Here is a 24592-nt window from a genome sequence, read left to right as displayed (position 1 = left end):
GGTTAGATAGCTGGGCCTGATTTTGCCGCCACCTTGAAGCTTTGTCTGTCTTTTGCGTGCATCATGGCGCGGATCCAAAGAATTGCACCCGCTGCGATCACCAGCGCGGCCAACAAACCCGCAACGTTGCCCATCAGGCTGGCAAGGCTTTCGATCCGCGATGCGAACCCATAACCCAATCCGATATAGAGCGTGACCCAGATGACCTCGCCCAAAAAATCCCAGATTGCAAAGCGCACCCAGCCCAAGCCGGTCGCGCCTGCCGCGAAATTCACCCATGGCCCTAAGGGCGCCACCGCCCATGTCGACAAAAACACGCCAATACCGCCACGGCGTTCGACAAGGTTTTGAGCCTTGTTCAACACGGCTTTTCGGGCTGGCGTTCGGGTGAGTTTTTCCAACGCGGGCGCGCCGCCAATCCGTCCAATCGCAAAGCCCGTCTGATCCCCAATCACAGCCCCGGCAAACGCAGCCGCAACAACATTGGTGAGTGAAAGATCACCTGCGGCGGCAAATGCCCCTCCGGCCAGCATCATCAGGGATGTCGGGATGGGAAGCGCGAGGCAGGATAGAAAGGCCGACGCAAACACGACCCAAGGGCCATAGTCGGATAGCAGCGTGAATACCAACTCGGTCGTGATCATTGTGCTTGATCCGTGTCGGGCGATGTTGTCCGGTGATCTTCAATGGCCAGCTCGATCTCATTGATCAGAACTTCGACAGACACTCCTTTGATTTCGGCCAAACGCTTTAAGTTGCGGTGCTTTGGATCCTCTTCTCTAAGGGCTAGAGCATCGAGCATCACATCGCGGGGCACCTGCCAAGAGAAGGCAATGTAACGCGGTGTCATCCAGCCCGCGATGGGTTGGTCGATATGGGCAGGGTCGCTCCAATAAACCCAGCTTGTGATCGAGCGCACAGCAAAGAAGGCACCGGCGGTTAGGGCAACAGCCAGAACCACCGTTGCAATGGGCGCTGCGGTCCACATGCGTCGGATTTTGGAAATCATGATCACGCTCCTTGTGCCCACCTTAAACGGTTGGCGCTGGTTTTTCCGTCGACAATCTATGCGACATTTCGCCGGGTTCCGCACAAGCCAAATCTCTGTGGATATGCCCACAAGACCGCGCCAAAGGAAAAGCTCTATGTCAAAAGCCCGCTCAATCTGGATGTTTCGCAAGATCGCCTCGGTCGAGGGATGGAGCTATCTGTTGCTCTTGTTCATCGCGATGCCGCTGAAATACTGGGGCAATATGCCGGATCTTGTTCCTTTCGTCGGCATGGCGCATGGCTGGTTGTTCATCGCGTATATTGGCAGTTTGATCTTTGCCTCAGCCCATGGCGGCTTGTCTATGGCGCGGGTAAACTGGGCTATATTGGCAAGCCTTCTTCCCTTTGGCACCTTCGTGCATGATCCCTATCTAAAGCGGGAAGAGGAAGCTGTGCGTTTGGCTGACGCGACGCCTTAACGCCCCAATTCTTTCATGCCGCGTTCAATCCCGTCGATGGTCATCGGCACCATGCGGTTTTCGAAGATCTGGCTGATCATCTGGACTGATTGAGTGTAGCGCCAATGTGTTTCGGGCAGGGGATTGATCCACATATTGTCCGGCCATTGCTCGCGGGCGCGTTCCAGCCAAACTTGTCCGGTTTCGTCATTCCAGTGTTCGTTTGCCCCACCACGATAGGCGATCTCATAAGGGCTCATCGAGGCGTCACCGACGAAGATGCACTTATAGTCGGACCCATAGGTGCGCAAAACCTCCCACGTGGGGGTCTGATCATTCCAACGTCGCCCATTGTCACGCCAAACGCCTTCGTAAAGACAGTTGTGGAAATAGTAGTATTCAAGATGCTTGAACTCGGCGCGGGCGGCTGAAAACAGCTCTTCCACCATTTTGATGTAGGGGTCCATTGAACCGCCAACATCAAGAAATAACAACAGCTTAACAGCGTTTCTTCGTTCTGGTCTGGTCTTTACGTCCAGATATCCATGTTCGGCCGTGGCGCGGATGGTGCCATCCAGATCCAGCTCATCATGTGCGCCATCACGCGCCCAGTTGCGCAGGCGTTTCAAGGCGACCTTGATGTTGCGGGTGCCCAGTTCGACCGAGTCATCGAGGTTCTTGAACTCGCGCTTATCCCAGACCTTCACGGCCCGTTGATGCCGCGAGCGATCTTGCCCGATGCGCACCCCTTCGGGGTTGTACCCATAGGCCCCAAACGGAGAGGTGCCAGCGGTGCCAATCCACTTGTTGCCGCCCTGATGGCGACTTTCTTGTTCCTTCAAACGCTCTTTCAGCGTCTCCATCAGCTTGTCAAACCCGCCCAAGGCCTCGACCACGGCCTTTTCTTCGGGGGTCATGAACTTTTCGGCCATCTTCTCAAGCCATTCCTGTGGAATGTCGACGGCCTCCAACATCTCGTCCGAGGTGATGGCTTCAAGCCCTTCAAAGCTGGCAGCAAATGCGCGATCGAACTTGTCCAGGTTTCGTTCGTCTTTCACCATCGCGGTGCGCGCGAGATAGTAAAAGCCCTCAATGTCATAGGTGACCAGCCCGGCCTTCATCGCCTCAAGGAACGACAAGTATTCCCGTAGTGACACCGGCACGTTGGCTGCACGCAAGTTTTCAAAGAAGGGCAGGAACATAACAGAAAGCTCTTAATAATCGGCAGGAACCGTATTCAAAGATGGCCAAGATTGCGTTCGCCAATGATCAAAATGAAAAGAACAATCAACGCGAGGCCAATGCCATAAACAGCGCCATACTGCGCCATATCCAGCCGATTGCCGCCCCGCTTTTTTGCGCGCAGTGCGCCGAAAACAGCACCCAAAACCAATGCAACAATTACGACCATCTTCGCATCCTCGGCTAAGGGGGCCATGCAGGTATGGCCCGTTCATCATGCCTAACCTGGTGCGATGGCTGCGATTTCCTGAAGCCGCGCTCCAACTTGGGCGTTTGAGCCGAAGCCATACCGCGCCCAGCCAAGACTGTCGAGCCGTACGCGCTGTGCTTCATCAATTCTTCCCATATGCTCCAGAGCCTCGGCTTTGATCATCAGCAAGGTTGCTAAAAGAGCTGCATTCTGGGCCTGTTTCACGGCTGGAAGATGGCGGTTGATGGTTGCCACAGCCTGATCGGCATGACCGGCGGACAAGGCATAGGCCGAAAGCTGAACGCCCATATGTGCGGCATGAAGCTCGGTCCCGCTGCGCGATAGGTATATCGCCTCGGCTTCGCGGAAGGCTGCAAAGGCGGCTTGGCTGTCCGTTTGCATGCTCAGGCGGCCCTGGGCAAACAGGCTGAAGGCAAGGCGTGTGTCCTGCCACCCGCGCTGACGCGCTATCGACACAGCGCGCTGTGCGGCGGCTTGGCGGGTAGGCTTGGGTTTATGCCGTCCCAGAGCATCAACAATCGCTTGTTTCCACGCGCCCGGAGAGCCCGGTGTGATGCGCGGTGTGCCTGTTCCACCCGCGGGATTGAGGCGTTCAAGCACGGCGGGCAAGCGTTGGGCAACCTCGGCTTGCGATAATCCCGACTGAAGCTCTGGCGCGTAGTAGGCGCGCAGGATCAGCATGTCGAAGCCCGTTAGAACTGTGTGGAAATTGTCATCATTGAAGACGCTATTTTCCAGCCGATATAGATCGTTCACCGGCCCAATGGCCTGCGCAATTTCTTCATGCAGACAGTCCCGCATTTCTTGCGGGCTGACATCAGAGGGCAAAAAGACCGACATTTTGGTGCGTTGGCGCAGTTTGGTCCAATCGGTCAGAGCGGTACCGCGTGCGCGCAGATACTCACCCCAGCCCGAGACATTGGGCGCGACAAAGCAGGCCGCATGTGGGACGTGCTTTTGAAGTTTGCGTTTCGGGATCATCTCAACCGTGATCAGGCCAGATGCGCTGGCACTTCCGCGCCTGATGTTTATCCCAGCTTCACGGCGCAAACGTCCCAAAAGCCGTTCCAAATCGGCTTGCATCTGCTGCGGGGCCTGACCCTTTACGGCGACTGTAATCGGCGTTTCAAAGCGGGACAGAACGGGCAGGGTACGCCCGCTTTCTAGCTGGAAGCTCAGATCAAGAAAATCCCCCATAATCAAACTGTTGGCACGGATTGGTGCGCTTGATTTGGTTCGGGAAAAGGCTTTCATTGGGGGCAGCTGACTTGGCAGTCTGATGGTTTGTGTAACAACGGCTCCGCCGCCAGAGCCACGCTGAACGGCTTGCTGCGGATCGAACCCCGTTTCCTTTGAGATGGGGGCGACGCACGCCGCCAACCCCAGCAACGCAAGGGTGATCAGTGAGACGCTGACTTGAGACCGCATACTCGGCTCCTTCCACAACAATGCAGTCCCGCAAATGAAGGCGGTGTCCTGCCGGCGTGTTGTGTTGAAGAGAGCGTTTTGGTGAATGCATACAAATGGAACCCGGATTCTGAAATCAGGATCCAAGGTCAGGCCGCACATTTCGTGCAGGCCTGCGACCTCGTCCGGGTGGCACCCGTACAAGCTCGCTCTCGTTCGAAGTGATATCCAGAAAGTCGGCAGGGGCGGTTTCACGTACCCCAAAGCCTCGTTCTAACGACAAACCAGCCATACAACCTTCCCACGGGTTGCAGAGCGCCGGATCGTCGCGCGATATCAGCGTTCGAACGGAAATGTAGGCATTGTTTCCCATAACAATACAAACACACCGTTTTTATGCCCCCCCAGGCAAGCTTCGACCCTACTGCAGGGGCGCAGTTGGACCAAGGTAAACCGTCGATTTCCATGCGTGATCGTTCGGAAAAAGCAAAACAGGTCAATATGTTGTGGGACGCTGTTCATCACACACTACGCCAGCGGTCAGCCATAGGTGCTTATACAGCGAATCGCTTACGACTGCTGTTGTGCTGGTGACGTCACCAAATATGGGTCGTGGCGTTGGGGCTTAGCGCCCGCTGCGCGCCATAAAGGCCAACCGTTCGAACAGGTGGACGTCCTGTTCGTTTTTAAGCAATGCGCCGTGAAGGGTTGGCAATGCATTGGCCCCGTCGCGCTTCAGCTCTGCTGGGTCAATGTCTTCAGCCAGCAACAGTTTCAACCAATCCAGAACTTCGGACGTTGACGGTTTTTTCTTCAAGCCGGGTTGTTCACGGATTTCATAAAACTGGGTCAGTGCTTCGGTCAGAAGGCGGGGTTTGATCCCCGGGTGATGCACTTCAACGATTTTTGCCAACGTATCGGCATCAGGGAAGCGAATGTAGTGAAAGAAGCAGCGGCGCAGGAAGGCGTCCGGCAGCTCTTTTTCGTTGTTCGACGTGATGATGATAATCGGGCGGTTTTTGGCACGGATGGTCTCGCCCGTCTCGTAGACGTGGAATTCCATTTTATCGAGCTCTTGCAGCAAATCGTTCGGGAACTCGATATCCGCTTTGTCGATCTCGTCGATCAACAGGACAATGCGCTCATCCGCCTCGAAGGCGTCCCAAAGCTTGCCGCGTTTGATGTAGTTTTTCACGTCATTCACGCGCTCATCACCAAGTTGGCTGTCACGCAACCGGCTTACGGCATCGTATTCGTAAAGCCCTTGCTGCGCCTTGGTGGTGGATTTGATGTTCCATTCGATCATCTTGGCACCCAAAGCGCTTGCAACCTGCAAAGCGAGCTCGGTTTTACCCGTGCCGGGTTCGCCTTTGACCAGTAGAGGGCGTTCCAGAGTGACCGCCGCGTTTACCGCGATTTTCAGATCATCGGTGGCGACATAACTGTCGGTTCCATCAAAACGATTGGTCATTCTTATCCCTCACATCAGGTTCGTGCGATTTGGGTGAGGTAACCGTCACGTCGCATTTTGGCAAGGCCAGAGCTTTCTGACACAGCGATTGATGGTTGAAAACTTGGGGTGCACCCGGTTTGCCGACAAAAACGCTCATAGGTTAAGTGAAAGATGTCATGCGCTATCAGTGTCTTAACCAATGTGACCGGCCAACACGCGATGGTTGGGTTTTTCATACGTGACATTCCCTGTTAGCGGGTGTAAACGAGCGCCATAAAGTAGCGGGCGTCCACTGCCGAGAGGGTTCGACAGGGACCGTAGCCCGGAAGAAGAGGGAGTTGGTATGAAAGCCGAGACTTTCCTGCCCGACGATTATCGGCCAGCCGAAGATGAACCATTTATGAACGACCGGCAGATGGAGTATTTCCGCCGCAAGCTTGAAGCTTGGAAGGCCGAATTGCTTGATGAAAGCCGTCACACAATCGAAGGTTTGCAAGGCAACACGCGCAATATCCCTGATATTGCGGATCGTGCGTCTGAGGAAACAGATCGTGCGCTAGAGCTGCGCACGCGTGATCGTTCGCGCAAGCTGGTTGGCAAAATTGATCAGGCTTTGCGCCGTATCGAAGAAGGCGAATATGGCTATTGCTCGGAAACGGGTGATCCAATTTCGCTGAAACGACTGGATGCACGTCCGATCGCCACGCTGAGCCTTGAGGCACAAGAGCGCCACGAGCGTCGTGAAAAGGTTCATCGCGACGATTGATCTTTGGTCGGGGCATGAGAATTTGTCCCGGTCACGGTGCAATTTGCCACGGTGCAATTTGTCACGTTACACCAAATAAAAAACCATGTCACAAAGGCGGCGGGCTCTCTGTCGCCTTTTTGCTTTGGTAGGGTGCAAACAGAGTTACCGCCTGCGATACGGACCTGAACAGGGACAGAGGTAAAGCATGATCACAGATCAGCCGATCACCATTCTGGGCGCTGGTATTGGCGGACTGGCTGCAGCAACTGCTCTGGCCCAGCGCGGCGCTACGGTGACGGTCCTTGAACAAGCCCCCGAGATCACCGAGGTCGGCGCTGGTCTGCAGATCAGCCCCAATGGCGTAAGAGTACTTGATGCCCTGGGCCTGGGCGATAAAGCGCGCGCGGGTGCTACGCAAGGGCAAGGTGTCTGGCTGCGTGACGGGATGTCAGGCCACGGCGTGCTGGATCTAAATTTTCGGAAGCTGAAGCCAAAAGATACGTTCCTGCTGTATCACCGCGCCGATCTTCAGAGATTGCTATATGATGCAGCGCTTGAAGCAGGTGTGACGATCCAATGTGGTCAGCGCGTTTTGGCCGTTCAGCCCGGTCAGGGTGGCACCTTTGTAACCTTGGACGGTGAAGCCCCCCAAAACATGGGCTTCGTCGTCGGGGCAGATGGCCTGCATTCTGTGATGCGGCCCGCGTTGAATGGCGCAGCTTCTCCAAAGTTCACGGGTCAGGTGGCATGGCGCGCATTGGTGCCCGCGACCGGGCGCGAACAGGCCGAAGCCACAATCTTTATGGGACCGGGGCGCCATATGGTGACCTATCCGCTTCGTGATGGAAGTATCGTCAACATAGTCGCTGTCGAAGAACGTAGCGACTGGGCTGAAGAAGGTTGGTTCCATCAAGATGACCCCGCGAATTTGCTTTCTGCGTTTTCGGGCTTTTGCGATGATGCGCTTGCACTTCTAGAACGGGTCGAGACTGCGCATGTCTGGGGGCTGTTTCTGCATCCCGTGGCGGCAAACTGGCATCAGGGACAGGCGGTGTTGCTTGGCGATGCGGCGCATCCCACCTTGCCTTTCATGGCGCAAGGGGCCGTGATGGCACTTGAGGATGCATGGGTGTTGGCAGATTGCCTTGATCGCTATGGGTTGGAGCGCGGCCCGTCCGAGTATCAGGCCTTGCGAAAACCGCGCACCGAAAGAATTGTCGCCGAGGCATATAAGAATGCGCGGAATTATCACTACAGCAACCCAGTGCTGCGCAAAGCGGGCCACTCGTCTTTGCGCCTTGCAGGGCGGTTTGCGCCGCAGATGCTGATGCGCCGTTATGACTGGATCTATGACAAGGATGTCACGCGCGCGCCCTAGTCGGACAATAGATCATCCACTTTGTCGCCAGAAATCCCGCGGCCAAGCCGATTGAAGTCGCCCGCACCAAACATGTCCTGTGCGGCATCGTAAATCACTTTATGTGTGGCGCGCGCCAGCGCAGACCCAAGCGAAATCCGTGCAACTCCTGCTTTCGCAAAATCTGCACGGCTATGCGCGGTAAACGGGCCAGCTGCCAACGCGTTCACGGGAAGGTCGGTTGACGCACAAATCGCCGCTTGATCCTGAAGCGTGCCGGGCAGGGGAATGTACAGACAATCCGCTCCGGCCTCTTCATAGCCTGCGATCCGTGCCATAGCCTCGGCCAAGTCATACCGTCCGTTCATCACCCCATCTGCGCGGGCGACCAGCACAAAATCTCCGGGCAGGGCGCGGGCTGCAGCGCTTGCTGCGCGGATCCGCTCAATCGCCAGATCACGCTCATACGGGGTTGCAGCAGGCAGCGCCGTATCCTCGATCGAGATACCAGCAAGCCCGGCCTCATAAGCCAGTCGCACGGTCTCCGCGCAGGTCTCTGGCGCATCCCCAAACCCATTTTCAAAATCGCCCGAGACTGGGACGTTCACAGCCGCAACCAAATCTTCTGCATGGGCCAGTGCTTCATCCCGCGTGACATGCCCCATGTCAGGACGACCTATAGTAAATGCGTGCGCCGCGGATGACGTGGCAATGGCTTCAGCGCCCAGACTGGCCAACATCTTTGCGCTTCCGATGTCCCATGCGTTGGCCAGAATGAAGGGGTTGCCTTTTTGGTGCAGAGCGCGGAATTGGGTACCGCGATTTCGATCTGTCATGCGTGTTCTCCTTCAAGTGCTAACTCACCAGCAAAGCGGATCAGCCGCTCGACCGCTTCCAGGAATCTTTGGTCTTCGATTGTCATTGCGATGCGGATATGCCCAGCGGCTGCGCGCCCGAAGCTTTCACCGGGCATCACCGCGATGTGTTCTTCATCCAAAAGGCGAAGGGCAAATTCCTCGCCGGACAGCCCTGTCGCCCGAATGTCGACCATCAGATACATCGCCCCGCCGGACGGGATAAGCTTGGCCGCATCTTGCCCGCGAAAAAGATGCGTGGCGGCATCGCGTCGGCGTCGAAAGGGTTCAGCGATCTTTGCTTCAAAACCTGCACCTTGTTTCAGTGCGAACAGCGCGGCGTCTTGGATGAACCCAGCCACACCGTAATTGGTGTTGATGGCAAGCGTTGCCAGATGAGCGATTGCTGCTTCCGGTCCGACGATCCATCCCAACCGACTGCCTGTCATGGCGTGGCTTTTGGACATTGACCCAACAACCAAGGTGCGTTCTGCCATATCGGGCAGGGCGCGCGGGCTTTGATGAGCCCCGGACCAGACCTGACTGTCATAAACCTCGTCCGAGATCAGCCAGAGGTCTTCACGCTGGCAAATCTCGGCAACGCCCTGAAGGCTGGCGTCGGAATAGATCACGCCTGTGGGATTGTTTGGTGTGTTGATCAACAGGCTTTTGGCACCCTTGGCCGCGTTTCCCAAGGCCGCAAGGTCCGGTTGAAACTCTTCTGACGACCACGCCGGAACAGAAACAGCTTTCGCACCTACGGCCCGAACTGTGCCGGGATAGGTGGCGTAATGCGGATCAATGAAAAGCGCGGTGTCGCCTTCGTCACAGACCGCCATATGGGCTGCAAACAGCGCGGCCTGCCCACCCGGCGTGATCAGGACATTGCTGCGGGTTGTCACCACGCCACTTTGCGCTTCAACCCGTGCGGCCACAGCGTCGCGCAGGGCAGGCGTGCCCGGAATATCCGCATACCCAGTGTGGCCGCCCAGCGCAGCGTCGTGCATCGCCGTCAAGATGGACGGGTCCGTGCGGATGTCATGTTCGCCAATGGTAAGCTCGGTCACATCGACACCGGCGTGTTTCATGGCGCGCGCTTTGTAGAACACGCCCCAGCCGTCATCGCCTCCGTCCAGAATGTTTTGAATGCGCGTTGAAAGCTGCATGAGCGCCCCCGTAAATTATCGATCTCGCTTCAAAGGAGCCTTCGCGCCACGGCTTTGTCAAATCCGGAAATCAGTTCGCAGGCCACGGATCGTGGAAAACAACGTAAGAAATCTATGCTTCACGGCAGAAAACGCATCTGCCCCCTTTCCAAATGCCCCAACCCATGAGATAGGGACGTGTCAAACGAACACTCCCGAGGAGATAGCCCATGGAGATTCGCGAGGCGCTCACTTTTGACGACGTCCTTCTGGTGCCGGCCGCAAGCAATGTGCTTCCGTCCACTGCTGACACAACCACGCGTGTGACGCGTTCTATTGCCCTGAACATCCCGCTGATGAGTTCGGCAATGGACACGGTGACCGAGGCGCGGATGGCCATTGCCATGGCGCAGGCTGGCGGCATGGGGGTCATTCACAAGAACCTTGATGTAGAAGAGCAAGCCCGCCAAGTGCGCCGGGTAAAACGCTTTGAAAGCGGGATCGTTTATAACCCGATCACGCTGACCGCTGATCAGACGCTTGCGGATGCCAAGGCCCTGCAGGAACGTTACCGCGTGACGGGCTTCCCGGTGGTCGATGACAAGGGCCATGTTGTTGGCATTGTGACCAACCGCGATATGCGCTTTGCGACATCTGATGACACACCCGTCAGCGTCATGATGACCTCGGACAACCTTGCAATGCTGCAAGAACCGGCCGAGCTGGAAGAGGCGAAAAGCCTGATGAAAGCCCGCCGGATCGAGAAGCTTCTGGTTACCGACGGAAACGGCAAACTGACCGGGCTTTTGACTTTGAAAGATACAGAACAGGCCGTTCTGAACCCAACTGCCTGTAAGGACGATTTGGGTCGCTTGCGCGTGGCCGCGGCAAGCTCGGTCGGAGACAGCGGTTTTGCCCGGTCTGAAGCGTTGATTGATGCTGGCGTTGATATTGTGATCATCGATACGGCTCATGGCCATTCGGCAGGTGTGATCGAGGCGGTGAAACGCGTGAAAGCACTGAACAGCGACGTTCAGGTCATCGCAGGCAACGTTGCCACCGGTGAAGCGACACGCGCGCTGATCGAGGCCGGCGCGGATGCGGTGAAAGTGGGCATTGGCCCCGGCTCGATTTGTACCACGCGCATGGTTGCGGGTGTGGGTGTGCCCCAGCTGACGGCCATTTCGGATTGTGCTGAAGCCGCAGGTGACGTGCCAGTCATCGCAGATGGCGGTATTAAGTTCTCAGGTGATTTCGCAAAAGCCATCGCAGCCGGCGCAAGCTGCGCCATGGTTGGGTCGATGATTGCAGGTACCGATGAAAGCCCGGGTGAGGTGATCCTTTATCAAGGCCGCTCGTTCAAAGCTTATCGTGGAATGGGATCGCTGGGTGCCATGGCGCGCGGCTCGGCTGATCGCTATTTCCAGAAAGACGCCGCATCCGACAAGCTCGTTCCTGAAGGGATCGAGGGGCAGGTGCCCTATAAAGGTCCTGCGGGCACGGTTGTTCACCAACTGGTGGGCGGCTTGCGTGCAGCCATGGGCTATACCGGCTGTGCAACAGTCGAAGAGATGCGCAAGAACTGCCGCTTCGTGAAAATCACGGGTGCAGGACTGAAGGAAAGCCATGTGCATGACGTGCAAATCACGCGCGAAAGCCCGAACTATCGGATCGGCTAAGCCTATGATGATCGGGATCCGCCCATGACGCCCGGCGCGCGCGTTGCAGCTGCCATTGAAGTACTCGACAGCTATTTGTCGGGCACGCCTGTTGAACAAGCTCTGACCAGGTGGGCGCGCAATCATCGGTTTGCCGGTTCCAAAGATCGTGCCGCCATTCGCGATCATGTGTTTGATGCTGTGCGGCGTTTGCTGTCGTCTCAGGCGCTTGGGGGTGGCACGGATGGCCGGGCCACAATGATCGGGCTGCTGCGTGGGCAGGGTCGGGATCCGTCAGAGCTTTTCACGGCAGAAGGTCACGCACCTTCACAGCTTACACAGGATGAGCTTTCCTTTACGGGTGAACTTGATCGTGCGCAGCAGCTTGACTGCCCCGCGTGGTTGCTGCCCCTGTTTGACGAAAGTCTGGGCCCCAAAGCTGACGACGTTTTGGACAGCCTGCGTCAGCGGGCACCCGTGTTTGTAAGGACAAATCTGGCCCGTACCAGCCGGGATGACGCGGCCAAGATGCTGGCGGAAGATGAGATTGGGTCGCAGCCAAATGACCTCTCTGAAACCGCGCTTGAGATCATTGAAAATCCACGCAAAGTCAAAGTGTCACGGGCCTTTCTTGATGGATATGTCGAGATGCAGGATGCAGCCTCTCAGGCTGTGATCGAGGCGTTGAACATTCAACCCGGAATGCGGGTATTGGATTTCTGCGCGGGGGGTGGCGGTAAAGCCTTGGCAATGGCGGCCCTTGGGGCGGATGTCACCGCACATGACCTTTCGTGGGAGCGGATGAAGGACATCCCAGACCGCGCTGAGCGCGCAGGTGTCTCAATCAAGCGCGTTCGTCCAGACGATTTGAAGGATTTGCCCCCTTTTGATCTGGTGCTCGCGGATGCGCCATGTTCCGGAAGTGGATCATGGCGGCGTGCCCCTCATGGCAAATGGCTGCTTACACCTGACAGGCTTGCGCAGATCCAGACTGCTCAGAAGGATATCCTTGCCAGCATGCCTGATTACATCACACAGGACGGTGTTTTGGCTTATGCCACATGCTCGGTCTTGCAGTGTGAAAACGGGGAGCAAGTGCAGGGCTTCTTGACGGATCAAAGTGGTTTTCAACTGATATCAGAGCGTCAGTTCACGCCCTTGGACGGTGGGGACGGGTTTTATTTAGCCCAACTAAAACGCGGATAGCACTTGATAGCATCAACTTAAGGTTGCTAACGTTTCTTTGTTAATCAGAGCTTAACTCTCTTCTTCCAGAAAAGAGCTCGATACAAAGAAAGAAAAGCCGTGCACACAACTGCTTTCACCTCGCACCCGTTTACGCTTGCGGCCAATCGTCTGGCTCCGAAAACCTTTGCATTGTTGCTGATTGGCGCTGCAATGCTTGGGGCGTCGTGGTTTGTCGTGATGCCAGTGATCGGGCTTGGTCTGGTTGTAACCGGACTGACTTTTGTCTGTTTGGCGGTGATAGTGCGGTTGGTCTTCATTTTGCAAAAACTGCAACGTGATCGCTTGATGCACCTAATTACGGATGTCGTCGAAAATGACTCGGTTTCAGTGTGTCTGACAGACCCTGATGGGGCCGTTCTTTATAGAAATGATGCCGCAAGTCAGCTTTTGGCGCCTCAGGATGATGATGTCCTGTCGGCGCAGCTGTCTGACCTGTTTGTCGCCCCCGCGTCGGTTCTTTATCGTCTGCAAGCCCGCGCGCAAGCCAAGGGGTCCGCAAGCGAGGACGTGAGCTCTTCACGTGGATTGATACGTGTATCGGCCCATCTTGTTGAGGGCCGGGGCTATCTGTGGCGGTTTGAAAAACTGACGGACCGAGGGGCGTTTGGCCGCGCAGGCGAAAACATCAACTTGCCGATGTTGAAGGTCTCAAAGACCGGGACAGTTCTTTTTATGAACGACGCCGCGCGTGACCTTTTGGGCGGCCGCGAAACGACAATTGATCGGATTTTCACGGAACTTCCAGTCCAACCCGGTACAATCATGCTGGTGTCCGGCAGGGAAGGCCCGGTTCCAGCATTGATCTGGGAAGTTCCGGTCACGGCTGGGCGACGTGAGATTTATTTGCTGCCACCAAACTCAGCCCCCGAGCTGTCATCAGAAGAATGGGCGTTTATCGATGGCCTTCCAGTTCCCTTGCTGAAGCTTGATGTTGGGGGGCGTATCACCATGGCCAATCGCCGCGCGCGCGATTTATTGGGTGATGACGACGCGATTGGGTCGCTAATGGCTGATCAGGTTGAGGGGTTGGGGCGATCAGTCACGGAATGGCTGCGCGAAGCACATGCCGGCCGGCATCTTGGCCGATCCGAGATTGTGCGTGCTACGCGGTCGGACGATGATGTCTTCATTCAGATATCGTTGGCACAAATTACCGAAGAAACGGGCACGGCGTTGGTGGCGGTTTTGCAGGATGCGACCGAACTGAAATCTCTGGAGGCGCAATTTGTTCAAAGCCAGAAGATGGAGGCGATTGGGCAGCTCGCCGGGGGTGTTGCACATGATTTCAATAACTTGCTGACCGCAATCTCTGGGCATTGTGATCTTCTGATGTTGGGGCGAGACGAAAAGGATCCTGCCTATTCGGACCTTTCCCAGATCATGCAAAACGCCAATCGGGCTGCGGCGCTGGTCCGGCAATTGCTTGCCTTTTCGCGCAAGCAGACACTTCGACCGGAAAAGCTTTTGCTTACAGATTCCCTTTCCGATTTGACCCACCTTCTAAACCGGCTTGTGGGCGAGAAAATCAATCTCCAACTTGACCATGACGCGGCACTTTTGCCAATTCGTGCGGATCGGCGTCAATTGGATCAGGTGATCATGAACCTTGTGGTGAACGCCCGCGACGCAATGGAGCGGGGGGGGACAATTCGCGTGGAAACGCGCAATGTGATTTTGGAAAGCGCGCTTCAAAGGGATCGCGCCAATGTGCCCTCTGGCGACTATGTCACCATCCGTGTGATCGATCAGGGCACGGGCATTCCGGCAGATAAGATTGCTAAGATTTTCGAGCCATTCTTTACAACCAAGAAAGCAGGGAAGGGCACGGGGCTGGGTTTGTCTATGGCCTATGGGATTGTGAAGCAGATGGGTGGGTACATCTTTGTGGATACCATGCCCGAGCAGGGAACAACCTTCACTCTCTACTTTCCAGTCAGCCGCGACAGTGACCCGGATGAGGTGTCTTATGACGCTGGGGGTGATGCAAGTGATCCAACAGTTGAGGCGGCATTGCTGACGGGTCAAATCGTCGACTACGATACAGGCCCTCCCACAAACGCGACAGAGATACCGAGGTTCATGAATACTGTTCCTCCTCAACAGGCGACAACACCAATTGGGGACGCGGCACCCCTTCAAACGGTGCCCCCGTGCGAATTGGAAGCCGAAGACAGATCCGGTGGAATTGTGCTTTTGGTGGAAGATGAAGCGCCGGTCAGGGCTTTTGCGTCGCGCGCACTTCGGATGCGCGGCTATACGGTGTTAGAGGCTGACTGTGCAGAACAGGCCTTAAAGACGCTTGAAGATACGGCTTTGAAGGTGGACGTGTTTGTCACGGATGTGATCATGCCCGGCATGGATGGTCCAACATGGGTGGCGAAGGCGTTGGAAGATCGGCCCGACGTGAAAGTTGTGTTCGTATCTGGCTATGCCGAAGATTCGGTATCGGATCACCAAGCTCGCATTCCGAACTCGGTTTTCCTTCCTAAACCGTTCTCACTGACCGAGTTAACAGCGACAGTTGGTGAACAAATTCACTGAATTACTGACTTTTCTTTGCAGGTTTTTCCAAGCCAATCATTATCATTAGTCATTGATAAAATAGGCTAAATGCCGGTTTCTTTGGCTGATTTCATGGCTTGGTTCTGGCGTTAAGAACTTGGTTACCAATCCGACATAGAATAATATTCAATGAAAACTTTACTTGAAATGTTCTCATTATGTACTCATACAGGGTGCTAGAACAAGACAAGAACAACCCTTTGATTGCCGCATGCAGGCGGGTATGGAATAAGTGAGGGCAGGACATGGCAATAGCGGATATTTTCGAGATGAAAAAAGACAGCGACAAGCAAAAGGCGCTCGATAGCGCTCTGGCCCAGATTGAACGCCAGTTCGGCAAGGGCTCGATCATGAAACTTGGCGCGGATAATCCGGTGACCGAAATTGAATCGACGTCGACCGGCTCATTGGGGTTGGATATTGCGCTTGGAATTGGCGGCCTGCCCAAGGGGCGGATTGTCGAGATATATGGCCCTGAAAGTTCGGGTAAGACGACTTTGACGCTTCATTGTGTTGCGGAAGAGCAAAAGAAGGGCGGGGTTTGCGCCTTTGTAGATGCTGAGCACGCGTTGGATCCGCTTTATGCCAGGAAACTGGGCGTTGATCTGGACGAGCTCCTGATTTCGCAGCCTGACACTGGTGAACAGGCGCTTGAGATTGTGGATACACTCGTGCGTTCGGGCGCGGTGAACATGGTTGTGGTAGATTCCGTTGCTGCGCTGACACCGAAATCTGAACTCGAAGGTGATATGGGTGACAGCAATGTTGGCGTGCAGGCTCGGTTGATGAGCCAGGCAATGCGCAAATTGACCGGTTCAATTTCGCGCTCCAACTGCATGGTGATCTTCATCAATCAGATCCGGATGAAAATCGGCGTGATGTTTGGCAGTCCGGAAACCACTACTGGCGGCAATGCGCTAAAATTCTATAGCTCGGTTCGTTTGGACATTCGCCGCATCGGCGCGATCAAAGATCGGGATGAAGTTGTTGGCAACGCCACGCGTGTGAAGGTCGTCAAGAACAAGGTGGCCCCGCCGTTTAAACAGGTCGAGTTCGACATTATGTATGGCGAAGGTATCTCAAAAATGGGCGAGCTTTTGGACCTTGGTGTCAAAGCTGGCGTGGTCGAGAAGTCTGGCGCTTGGTTCAGCTATGGCGACGAACGCATCGGGCAGGGGCGTGAAAATGCCAAGACCTACTTGAAAGAACACAACCGCACAGCGCTTGAAATTGAAGACAAGATCCGCGCCGCTCATGGGCTTGATTTCGATATGCCCGAGGCCGAAAAGAAAGAAGATGATGACGGGCTTCTTGAGGCTTGATTGCATCTGATAATTTGATCAAAGGATCGGCTTCGGCCGGTCCTTTTTTCGTTGAGAAGAAGAGACATGGCCTGTGCTGTGGACAGCACGCGCGTGCAGGGGTAAACGAAAGCAACAGCGCATAAAAGACGAGATGAGAATGGCCAGCCTCAACGATATCCGTTCAACCTTCCTGAACTACTTCGAAAGCGAAGGGCACACGATCGTGGACAGCTCTCCGCTTGTACCGCGCAATGATCCGACGCTGATGTTCGTGAATTCGGGCATGGTGCAGTTCAAGAACCTCTTCACTGGGGTGGAAAAGCGCGACTATGTACGCGCGACAAGCTCTCAGAAATGTGTGCGCGCGGGCGGCAAGCACAATGACCTGGACAATGTGGGTTACACAGCGCGCCACCATACATTTTTCGAAATGCTTGGGAATTTCAGCTTTGGAGATTACTTCAAATCCGAAGCCATTCCGTTTGCGTGGAACCTGATCACCAAGGAATTCGGCATCCCGAAAGAGAAGCTTTATGTCACCGTTTATCACACGGATGACGAAGCTTATGACATCTGGAAAAAGCTGGGCGTTCCGGAAGAACGGATCATCCGTATCGCCACGTCGGATAATTTCTGGCAGATGGGGCCGACCGGTCCTTGCGGTCCGTGCACCGAGATTTTTTACGACCATGGCGAACACATCTGGGGAGGCCCTCCGGGCAGCCCGGAAGAAGATGGCGACCGTTTCATTGAAATCTGGAACATCGTGTTCATGCAAAATGAACAGTTCGAAGACGGTTCGATGGTCGATCTGAAAATGCAGTCGATTGACACCGGCATGGGGCTGGAACGCATCGGGGCACTGCTGCAGGGAAGCCACGACAATTACGACACTGATCTGTTCAAAGCGCTGATTGAGGCGTCGGCCCATGCGACCGGCGTTGACCCTTTTGGGGACAAGAACGTGCATCATCGGGTGATCGCGGATCACTTGCGCTCGACCTCCTTCTTGATTGCGGATGGCGTGATGCCGTCTAACGAAGGCCGAGGATATGTGCTGCGTCGCATCATGCGCCGCGCCATGCGTCATGCGCATCTCCTGGGGGCTAAGGACCCGGTCATGCATCGTTTGGTGCCGGAACTGGTGGCGCAGATGGGGCAAGCTTACCCTGAGCTTTCTCGCGGTCAGGCGATGATTGAAGAGACGCTTTTGAACGAAGAAACTCGGTTCAAGAAGACGCTGGATCGTGGCTTGAAGCTTCTGGATGATGAAGTATCGAACCTAACAGAAGGCGCTGACCTTCCGGGTGAAACTGCCTTTAAACTCTATGACACCTATGGCTTCCCGCTGGATTTGACGCAGGATGCGCTGCGCGAAAAGGGTCATGGGGTAGATCAGCCGGGCTTTGATACGGCGATGGAAGAACAAAAAGCGCGTGCGCGTGCGGCGTGGTCCGGATCGGGCGAAGCAGCTGACGCGACCATCTGGTTTGATATTGCAGAAGAACACGGCGTGACCGAGTTCCTGGGCTATGACACCGAACATGCTGAAGGGCAGGTTATGGCGTTGGTCCAAGACGGGAAACCATTGGACGGCGCAAAAGCAGGTGACGAGGTGATGATCGTCGTAAACCAGACGCCGTTCTACGCTGAAAGCGGCGGTCAGGTCGGGGACACAGGTCTGATCCGCACGGAAAGCGGCTCGGCCCATGTAACCGACACCAAGAAAGTGGCCGACGTCTTCATCCATATCGCCAAAATTGACGAGGGCGAGATCACCAAGGGGCAGGGCGCCGAATTGGCCGTTGATCATCTGCGTCGCGGTGCCATTCGCGCCAACCACTCGGCCACGCACTTGCTGCACGAGGCGTTGCGCAATGAATTAGGTGAACATGTTGCCCAGCGTGGGTCGTTGAATGCGCCGGATCGTTTGCGCTTTGATTTCAGCCATAGCAAGGCAGTAAGCGCACAAGAGCTTGGCAATATTGCGCGTGAAGTGAACACTTACATTCGCCAAAACTCGCCGGTTGAGACACGGATCATGACGCCGGACGATGCGCGCGACATCGGTGCGCAAGCGCTGTTTGGCGAGAAATACGGTGACGAAGTGCGCGTGGTCTCGATGGGGCATGCGGCGACCGGCAAGGGCACTGGGGGCGAGACCTATTCGATCGAGCTGTGCGGTGGGACCCATGTGAAACAGACCGGCGACATTGGCATCTGTGTGATCCTGTCCGAAGGTGCGTCAGCGGCCGGCATTCGTCGGATCGAGGCTTTGACCGGCAAAACTGCAGTGGCGCATATCGAAGCTGAAGCCACACGTGGGTCCGAGCTTCAGGGCATGTTGAAAGCCAAACCGGACGAGGTCGTGGACCGCGTGAAAGGTCTGATGGACGAACGCAAAGCGCTGCAAAACGAGATTTCATCGTTGAAGCGCGAGCTGGCGAAAGCTGCCGGAGCAGGTGCAGAAGCGAAAGAAATCAATGGCGTGAAATTCCTGGCCATGTCCATTTCGGGTGTCGGCGGGAAAGACCTGCAAGCGCTTGTAAACGAACAGAAAGACACCTTGGGTTCCGGCGCGGTTTTGATCATCTCGGACAATGATGGCAAGGTTGCCGTCGCTGCGGGTGTCACATCCGATTTGACGGACAAGCTGTCGGCGGTTGACCTTGTAAAAGCTGCTGTACCGGAGCTGGGTGGCAAAGGGGGCGGTGGACGTCCCGAACTGGCGCAAGGTGGAGGTGCGGATGCATCCAAATCGGCCGAGGCGATTGCAGCAGCAGAGGCTGCCATCACGGGCTAAACCGCCCTTTCCAAACACAAAAAGGCCGCGTATCGTTTGCTCGATACGCGGCCTTATTAGTTGGAGAACTGCCCATGCCTGCCCTTTGGATTGCCCATGTTACCGTTACGGATGAAGAGGCCTATGGAAAATACGCCAAGCTGGCTGGGCCCGCGATTGCCAAACATGGCGGACATTTCATCGCGCGCGCAGGGCGCTATGTTCAGTTAGAGGGCAAAGATCGGCCGCGCAATGTCGTGGCAAAGTTTCCAAGCGTCGAAGCCGCCGAGGCTTGCTATCACTCACCCGAATACCAAGAAGCACTGGGCCATGCGCGTGGAGCATCTGAGCGGGAATTGCTGGTTGTAGAAACGGATGAGTGACGCACTGCAACTTATTGAATGGAAATAATAAAGGGGCCTTTCGGCCCCTTTGTCATTCTTGGATATCAAACGCTTTACTGTGCAGCGCGCGCCTGACGTTTCCGCTCGTGCGGGTCAAGATAGCGTTTGCGTAGGCGGATGTTTTCGGGTGTCACTTCGACCAGTTCGTCGTCGTTGATATAGGCAATCGCCTCTTCCAAGGAGAGTGTAACCGGCGTGGTCAGGCGGACCGCTTCGTCGGTGCCTGAGGCGCGCACGTTGGTCAGTTTCTTACCTTTCAGCGGGTTCACCTCAAGGTCGTTTTCACGGCTGTGTTCGCCGATGATCATGCCTTGATAGACATCAACCTGCGCGCCAATGAACATCTTGCCGCGATCTTCAAGGTTCCACAGCGCGAATGCCACCGATTGTCCGTTCTCCATCGAGATCAGAACACCAGCGCGACGACCGGGAATAGAGCCTTTATGTGCAGTCCAACCGTGGAAGACGCGGTTCAGCACACCGGTGCCGCGCGTGTCGGTCAAAAACTCGCCGTGATAACCAATCAAACCGCGTGATGGCACATGCGCGATGATACGCGTTTTGCCAGCGCCAGCTGGTTTCATTTCGACCAGCTCGCCTTTGCGCGCACCGGTCAGCTTTTCAATCACGGCGCCGGAGTATTCGTCATCCACATCGATTGTGGCTTCTTCGACGGGCTCCATGCGGACACCGTTTTCTTCTTTCATGATCACCTGCGGGCGCGAGATCGACAGTTCGAACCCTTCGCGACGCATGTTTTCGATCAGAACGCCCATTTGGAGTTCCCCACGGCCTGAAACCTCAAAGGCTTCGCCGCCGGGGGTGTCTGCGATCTTGATGGCGACGTTCGATTCCGCTTCTTTCATCAGGCGATCACGAATGACGCGCGACTGTACTTTTTTACCGTCACGGCCCGCCAACGGGCTGTCGTTGATGCCGAAGGTCACGGTGATTGTGGGCGGATCGATCGGCTGGGCGTCAAGCGGCGTATCGACCGCCAGCGCACAGATCGTGTCGGCCACAGTGGATTTTGACATGCCTGCAATCGAGACGATGTCGCCAGCCTGCGCTTCTTCGATATCGGCCTCTTCCAGACCGCGGAACGCGCGGATCTTGGTGACGCGGAATTGTTCGATCTTTTGACCGATACGGCTGAGGGCCTGAACAGTGGCGCCGACTCTCAGCGTGCCGCTTTCAACACGACCGGTCAGGATACGACCCACGAACGGGTCCGCACCCAGCGTGGTGGCCAGCATACGGAAATCTTCGCCCTGATGCGCGATCTGCTTGGGGGCAGGGACGTGGTTGACGATCAGGTCAAACAGCGCGTGCAGGTCTTCGCGCGGTCCATCAAGTTCGTGATCTGCCCAGCCCGAACGGCCTGAAGCATACATATGCGGGAAGTCCAGTTGGTCTTCGGTGGCTTCAAGGTTTGCAAACAGGTCAAAGCATTCGTCCAGCGCGCGGTCGGGTTCGGCGTCGGGCTTGTCCACTTTGTTCAGGACTACGATCGGGCGCAGGCCCAGCGCCAACGCTTTCGAGGTTACGAACTTGGTCTGCGGCATCGGGCCTTCAGCGGCGTCCACCAACAGAACAACGCCGTCAACCATCGACAGGATGCGTTCAACCTCGCCGCCGAAATCGGCGTGACCGGGGGTGTCCACGATGTTGATACGTGTGCCTTTCCATTCAACCGAGGTCGGCTTGGCGAAAATCGTGATGCCACGCTCGCGTTCAATCGCGTCATTGTCCATAGCGCGTTCGGCAACGGCCTGGTTTTCCCGGAAGGCTCCGGATTGTTTCAGAAGTTCGTCAACAAGGGTTGTTTTGCCGTGGTCAACGTGGGCGATGATCGCAATATTGCGCAGGTCCATAAGGGCCACCTTCGAATGAAAAAGGGATAAGTTAGGGCGCGCATAGCCCGGTTGCGGCATGATTGCCAGTAGAAATGCGTTTGGGTGCGGGTATTTCGCCTGTTCAGTGTTGAGCGGACTGCGAAAACAGGTGAATGACAAGGATCCCACCCAGGATCATGCACAGCCCCAGTATCGCAGGCGCGTCTAGCTTTTGGCCAAAAAGGGCATAACCAATGGCCGCAATCAACACGATACCCAAGCCCGACCAGATGGCATATGCCACCCCAACGGCCATGTATTTCAACGCCCATCCCAGCAAAATGAAGCTGATCGCATAGGCCACCACCACGGTTAACGAAGGCCACAGGCGGGTGAACTGCTGACTTGCTTGAAGCGCAGTGGTGCCAATGGTTTCCGCAATGACGGCCAAGATCAGAATGAAGTAGGGCATGGGGCGGCTTTCGTTTGAGGTAGGATAGGGCAAATCCAGCGGATCAATCTGGCCCTAAAGCGACAATTCAGTCGTTTCCTTCAGCTCTTCCATCACAAAACTGGCAGAGACATCGCTTAGGTCAACCTTCTCGATCAATCGTTGATACAGGGCGTCGTAATCCGCCACGTCGCGCACGCGCGCATGGATAAGGTAATCCAAATCGCCGGTCATCCGGTACGCTCCCAGTATCTCCGGCATCAGTTTGACGGCACGAGAGAAACGCGTAAGCCATTCCGGCGCGTGGTTCGACGTGCGAACCTGAATAAATACTGACAGGCCCAACCCAAGTTTTTGCGGATCAAGAAGTGCGACCCGTTTGCGGATCAACCCGCTTTCTTGCAAATTTCGCACGCGTCGCCAGCAGGCGTTACGCGACAAGCCAACACGCGCCCCAAGGTCTTCCAGACTTTGGTCCGCGTCGTGTTGCAGCGCGCTCAGTATTTTTCTGTCAATTGCATCAATGTTTACCATAAATGTAGAATAGTGAGATAAAATCACAATAACAACCTGTTTGGCCGCAACATTGGGAAGTTCTCTTGCCGAAGTTAAGTATTCTGTATGTACGCAAACAGGAGACACCAAATGATCAACCGGATTTTCATCGAACATCCCCAGTCGGTCGACGAGACCTATTTCCAGCATGCCCGCTTTGCTGCGACATTCAGCTTTTGGCTCTTTCTGGCGGCGGGGGCAGCGCTTATACACGCGTTTATTCCGGCGGCATTTGAGAAAACAGGCAGCCGCATCATCGCAAAGCTTTATGCAAAGACCCATAACCGGGGACAGTAAGGGGGCTTTATGTGCCGTTGGGCCGCCTATCTAGGTGAACCGATTTTCATGGAAGAGGTCGTTGTTCAACCCGGCCATTCCTTGATCCAGCAAAGCCAAGAGGCAGAAGAAGCCAAAACTGCTATCAATGCGGATGGGTTTGGTGTGGCTTGGTACGATCAAAGGCCAGAACCCGGGCTGTATCGTGATGTGCTTCCGGCTTGGTCTGATCCCAACCTGCGTGCCATTGCGCGTCAGGTGAAGTCTCCGTTGTTTCTGGCGCATGTTCGGGCATCGACTGGGTCAGCAACCAGCCGCAACAATTGTCACCCTTTTGCCTATGAGCAGTGGAGCTTCATGCATAACGGGCAAATCGGAGGCTTTGAGCATTTCCGCAAACAGGCCGACATGTTGATCCCTGATGCGCTGTACAGCCAGCGTAAAGGTGCGACGGATAGCGAAGTTCTGTTCTTGTTGGCGATTGACGCTATCGGGCAGGGGGCTGACGTGCCCCAGGCGTTAAAGCACGCGACGGGCGAGATGCTTGCCCTGTCTCGCGCTCACGGCTCCAGCCCGCATTTACGCCTGTCTGCGGCAATGTCGGATGGTCGGTCGCTATGGGCAGCACGATGCGCGTCAGATCAATATGCGCCTTCGGTTTACTATCGTTGGTCCGAAAGCCGTCAGGGCTGGGCCGTGGTGTCAGAGCCATTGGATCAAAGCGAAGGGGGGTGGATCTGTCTTCCGCCCGGTCACATTGCGCAATTCTATGGACGGGATGCCGAGGTCACGGCCTTTCAGCCATGACCTGATGCTGTTTAGGCGTCTTCGTTCTGCGACCACTCCGGCTTGCGCTTTTCGATAAAGGCCTGAATGCCTTCTGCCGTGTCGCGCAGCATCATGTTCTCGGCCATAGCTTCACCTGCGAAGTCATACGCCTCTTCCAAGCCCATCATAGCTTGATCGTAGAAGGCAGATTTGCCGATTTTCACGGCAGCGCCCAGCTTTGTTGCCACAGTAGTCGCCAGCTCATCCGTTGCGGCGCGCAGGTTTTCATGCGGGACAACGCGGTTGACCAAGCCAACCTCTCGGGCGCGTTCGGCGTTGATGAACTCGCCCGTGGTCAGCATTTCAAACGCGACTTTGCGAGGGATGTTGCGTGACAAAGCCACCATGGGGGTCGAGCAGAAAAGCCCGATATTCACGCCGTTCACGCCAAACCGTGTGCCTTCAGCAGCGACGGCCATATCGCAGGTGGCCACCAATTGGCAGCCCGCGGCGGTGGCAATTCCATGAACCTCGGCGATGACAGGTTGGGGCAGGCGAGGGATCAAGGTCATGACTTCGGCGCAGCGGGCGAAAAGGTCCGCGAAGTAAGCGCGCCCGCCATCCTCTGCCGCGCGTCCGGCTGTCATTTCTTTCAAGTCATGGCCCGCGCAGAACACCTTCCCTGCACCGACAATCACGATGGCGCGAATGCTGTCATCTTCAGCCAAGGCCATCAGCTCTGCCTTAAGCGCGGCCAGCATTGCATCAGACAGCGCGTTCAATGCGCCGGGGTTGTTTAGTGTCAAACGCGCAATTGACGCTGCGTCCTCGCGGATCAGAAGTGGTTCTGCCATCTTGTCCTCCCATCATGTCCGGCCCACGAT

23 protein-coding genes are annotated in these 24592 nt (G+C 55.8%); 11 read left to right on the top strand and 12 right to left on the bottom strand.

Annotated elements, in window-relative coordinates; all coding sequences use genetic code 11:
* Window positions 1–2: 2 nt before the first annotated feature.
* Both AC0L6A_RS10020 and AC0L6A_RS10015 read right to left on the bottom strand, forming a co-directional pair.
* Complete coding sequence (locus AC0L6A_RS10020) at window positions 3–644, bottom strand: DedA family protein (RefSeq protein ID WP_473289719.1); 642 nt, start codon at window positions 642–644, stop codon at window positions 3–5.
* A complete protein-coding gene (locus AC0L6A_RS10015) occupies window positions 641–1009 on the bottom strand; it encodes a hypothetical protein (RefSeq protein WP_473289718.1) in 369 nt (122 codons plus the stop codon). The genes AC0L6A_RS10020 and AC0L6A_RS10015 overlap by 4 nt, the downstream gene beginning before the upstream one ends.
* A gap of 136 nt (window positions 1010–1145) precedes the next feature.
* On the opposite strand from AC0L6A_RS10015, the gene AC0L6A_RS10010 reads away from it, so the two are divergent.
* Window positions 1146–1469, top strand: coding sequence for a DUF3817 domain-containing protein (locus tag AC0L6A_RS10010; protein ID WP_473289716.1), 324 nt, complete (start codon window positions 1146–1148; stop codon window positions 1467–1469).
* Here the strand turns inward: AC0L6A_RS10010 and AC0L6A_RS10005 are convergent.
* The 4 genes from AC0L6A_RS10005 to AC0L6A_RS09990 all read right to left on the bottom strand — a co-directional run bounded on the left by AC0L6A_RS10005 (window position 1466) and on the right by AC0L6A_RS09990 (window position 5779).
* Window positions 1466–2650, bottom strand: coding sequence for a vWA domain-containing protein (locus tag AC0L6A_RS10005; RefSeq protein WP_473289714.1), 1185 nt, complete (start codon window positions 2648–2650; stop codon window positions 1466–1468). The two genes, AC0L6A_RS10010 and AC0L6A_RS10005, sit on opposite strands and share 4 nt — an antisense overlap.
* A 35-nt stretch (window positions 2651–2685) precedes the next feature.
* The gene (locus AC0L6A_RS10000) at window positions 2686–2886 is read right to left on the bottom strand and encodes a hypothetical protein (protein ID WP_473289712.1); all 201 of its coding nucleotides are present in this window, start codon (window positions 2884–2886) and stop codon (window positions 2686–2688) included.
* 24 nt (window positions 2887–2910) lie between these two features.
* Window positions 2911–4329, bottom strand: coding sequence for a DUF2927 domain-containing protein (locus AC0L6A_RS09995; RefSeq protein ID WP_473289710.1), 1419 nt, complete (start codon window positions 4327–4329; stop codon window positions 2911–2913).
* Window positions 4330–4933: 604 nt separating this feature from the next.
* Window positions 4934–5779: an AAA family ATPase gene (locus AC0L6A_RS09990; RefSeq protein ID WP_473289708.1), complete on the bottom strand. Its 846-nt coding sequence runs from the start codon at window positions 5777–5779 to the stop codon at window positions 4934–4936.
* Window positions 5780–6104: 325 nt separating this feature from the next.
* On the opposite strand from AC0L6A_RS09990, the gene dksA reads away from it, so the two are divergent.
* Both dksA and AC0L6A_RS09980 read left to right on the top strand, forming a co-directional pair.
* On the top strand, window positions 6105–6527 hold the full coding sequence (gene dksA, locus AC0L6A_RS09985; RefSeq protein WP_246937057.1) for an RNA polymerase-binding protein DksA: 423 nt from the start codon (window positions 6105–6107) through the stop codon (window positions 6525–6527).
* Between the two features lie 187 nt (window positions 6528–6714).
* On the top strand, window positions 6715–7887 hold the full coding sequence (locus tag AC0L6A_RS09980; protein ID WP_473289706.1) for an FAD-dependent monooxygenase: 1173 nt from the start codon (window positions 6715–6717) through the stop codon (window positions 7885–7887).
* On the opposite strand, the gene AC0L6A_RS09975 is transcribed toward AC0L6A_RS09980, so the two are convergent.
* Window positions 7884–8702, bottom strand: coding sequence for an isocitrate lyase/PEP mutase family protein (locus AC0L6A_RS09975; protein WP_473289704.1), 819 nt, complete (start codon window positions 8700–8702; stop codon window positions 7884–7886). The two genes, AC0L6A_RS09980 and AC0L6A_RS09975, sit on opposite strands and share 4 nt — an antisense overlap.
* Window positions 8699–9886, bottom strand: coding sequence for a pyridoxal phosphate-dependent aminotransferase (locus AC0L6A_RS09970; RefSeq protein ID WP_473289703.1), 1188 nt, complete (start codon window positions 9884–9886; stop codon window positions 8699–8701). The genes AC0L6A_RS09975 and AC0L6A_RS09970 overlap by 4 nt, the downstream gene beginning before the upstream one ends.
* A 209-nt stretch (window positions 9887–10095) precedes the next feature.
* On the opposite strand from AC0L6A_RS09970, the gene guaB reads away from it, so the two are divergent.
* From guaB to AC0L6A_RS09940, 6 genes are all read left to right on the top strand, one after another.
* Window positions 10096–11544, top strand: a complete 1449-nt coding sequence (gene guaB / locus AC0L6A_RS09965; RefSeq protein ID WP_473289701.1) for an IMP dehydrogenase — start codon at window positions 10096–10098, stop codon at window positions 11542–11544.
* Window positions 11545–11568: 24 nt separating this feature from the next.
* Entirely contained in the window at window positions 11569–12729 is a 1161-nt protein-coding gene (locus AC0L6A_RS09960) for an RsmB/NOP family class I SAM-dependent RNA methyltransferase (protein ID WP_473289699.1), read from the top strand.
* Between the two features lie 192 nt (window positions 12730–12921).
* On the top strand, window positions 12922–15312 hold the full coding sequence (locus AC0L6A_RS09955; RefSeq protein WP_473293455.1) for an ATP-binding response regulator: 2391 nt from the start codon (window positions 12922–12924) through the stop codon (window positions 15310–15312).
* 266 nt (window positions 15313–15578) lie between these two features.
* Entirely contained in the window at window positions 15579–16655 is a 1077-nt protein-coding gene (gene recA / locus AC0L6A_RS09950; RefSeq protein ID WP_473289698.1) for a recombinase RecA, read from the top strand.
* Window positions 16656–16794: 139 nt separating this feature from the next.
* Window positions 16795–19440 (top strand): alanine--tRNA ligase, encoded by a 2646-nt coding sequence (alaS, locus tag AC0L6A_RS09945; protein WP_473289696.1) that lies wholly within the window; start codon window positions 16795–16797, stop codon window positions 19438–19440.
* 74 nt (window positions 19441–19514) lie between these two features.
* Window positions 19515–19802, top strand: coding sequence for a DUF1330 domain-containing protein (locus AC0L6A_RS09940; protein WP_473289695.1), 288 nt, complete (start codon window positions 19515–19517; stop codon window positions 19800–19802).
* A gap of 74 nt (window positions 19803–19876) precedes the next feature.
* Here AC0L6A_RS09940 and typA read toward each other — a convergent pair whose 3' ends face one another.
* The 3 genes from typA to AC0L6A_RS09925 form a co-directional block, all read right to left on the bottom strand.
* Window positions 19877–21697, bottom strand: a complete 1821-nt coding sequence (gene typA, locus AC0L6A_RS09935) for a translational GTPase TypA (protein WP_473289693.1) — start codon at window positions 21695–21697, stop codon at window positions 19877–19879.
* Between the two features lie 103 nt (window positions 21698–21800).
* Window positions 21801–22130, bottom strand: a complete 330-nt coding sequence (locus AC0L6A_RS09930; protein WP_473289691.1) for a DMT family transporter — start codon at window positions 22128–22130, stop codon at window positions 21801–21803.
* A gap of 54 nt (window positions 22131–22184) precedes the next feature.
* On the bottom strand, window positions 22185–22643 hold the full coding sequence (locus AC0L6A_RS09925; protein WP_473289689.1) for an Lrp/AsnC family transcriptional regulator: 459 nt from the start codon (window positions 22641–22643) through the stop codon (window positions 22185–22187).
* Window positions 22644–22754: 111 nt separating this feature from the next.
* Between AC0L6A_RS09925 and AC0L6A_RS09920 the strand changes: the two genes are divergently transcribed.
* Window positions 22755–22961: a DUF6356 family protein gene (locus AC0L6A_RS09920; RefSeq protein WP_473289687.1), complete on the top strand. Its 207-nt coding sequence runs from the start codon at window positions 22755–22757 to the stop codon at window positions 22959–22961.
* Window positions 22962–22970: 9 nt separating this feature from the next.
* Window positions 22971–23747 (top strand): class II glutamine amidotransferase, encoded by a 777-nt coding sequence (locus AC0L6A_RS09915; protein ID WP_473289685.1) that lies wholly within the window; start codon window positions 22971–22973, stop codon window positions 23745–23747.
* A gap of 11 nt (window positions 23748–23758) precedes the next feature.
* On the opposite strand, the gene AC0L6A_RS09910 is transcribed toward AC0L6A_RS09915, so the two are convergent.
* Window positions 23759–24562 (bottom strand): enoyl-CoA hydratase, encoded by an 804-nt coding sequence (locus tag AC0L6A_RS09910; protein WP_473289683.1) that lies wholly within the window; start codon window positions 24560–24562, stop codon window positions 23759–23761.
* Window positions 24563–24592: the final 30 nt, after the last annotated feature.

The organism is Aliiroseovarius sp. D2-2 (assembly GCF_055809455.1).
Note: the sequence above shows the minus strand (reverse complement) of the source record. Positions and strands in the feature narration are given on the sequence as shown.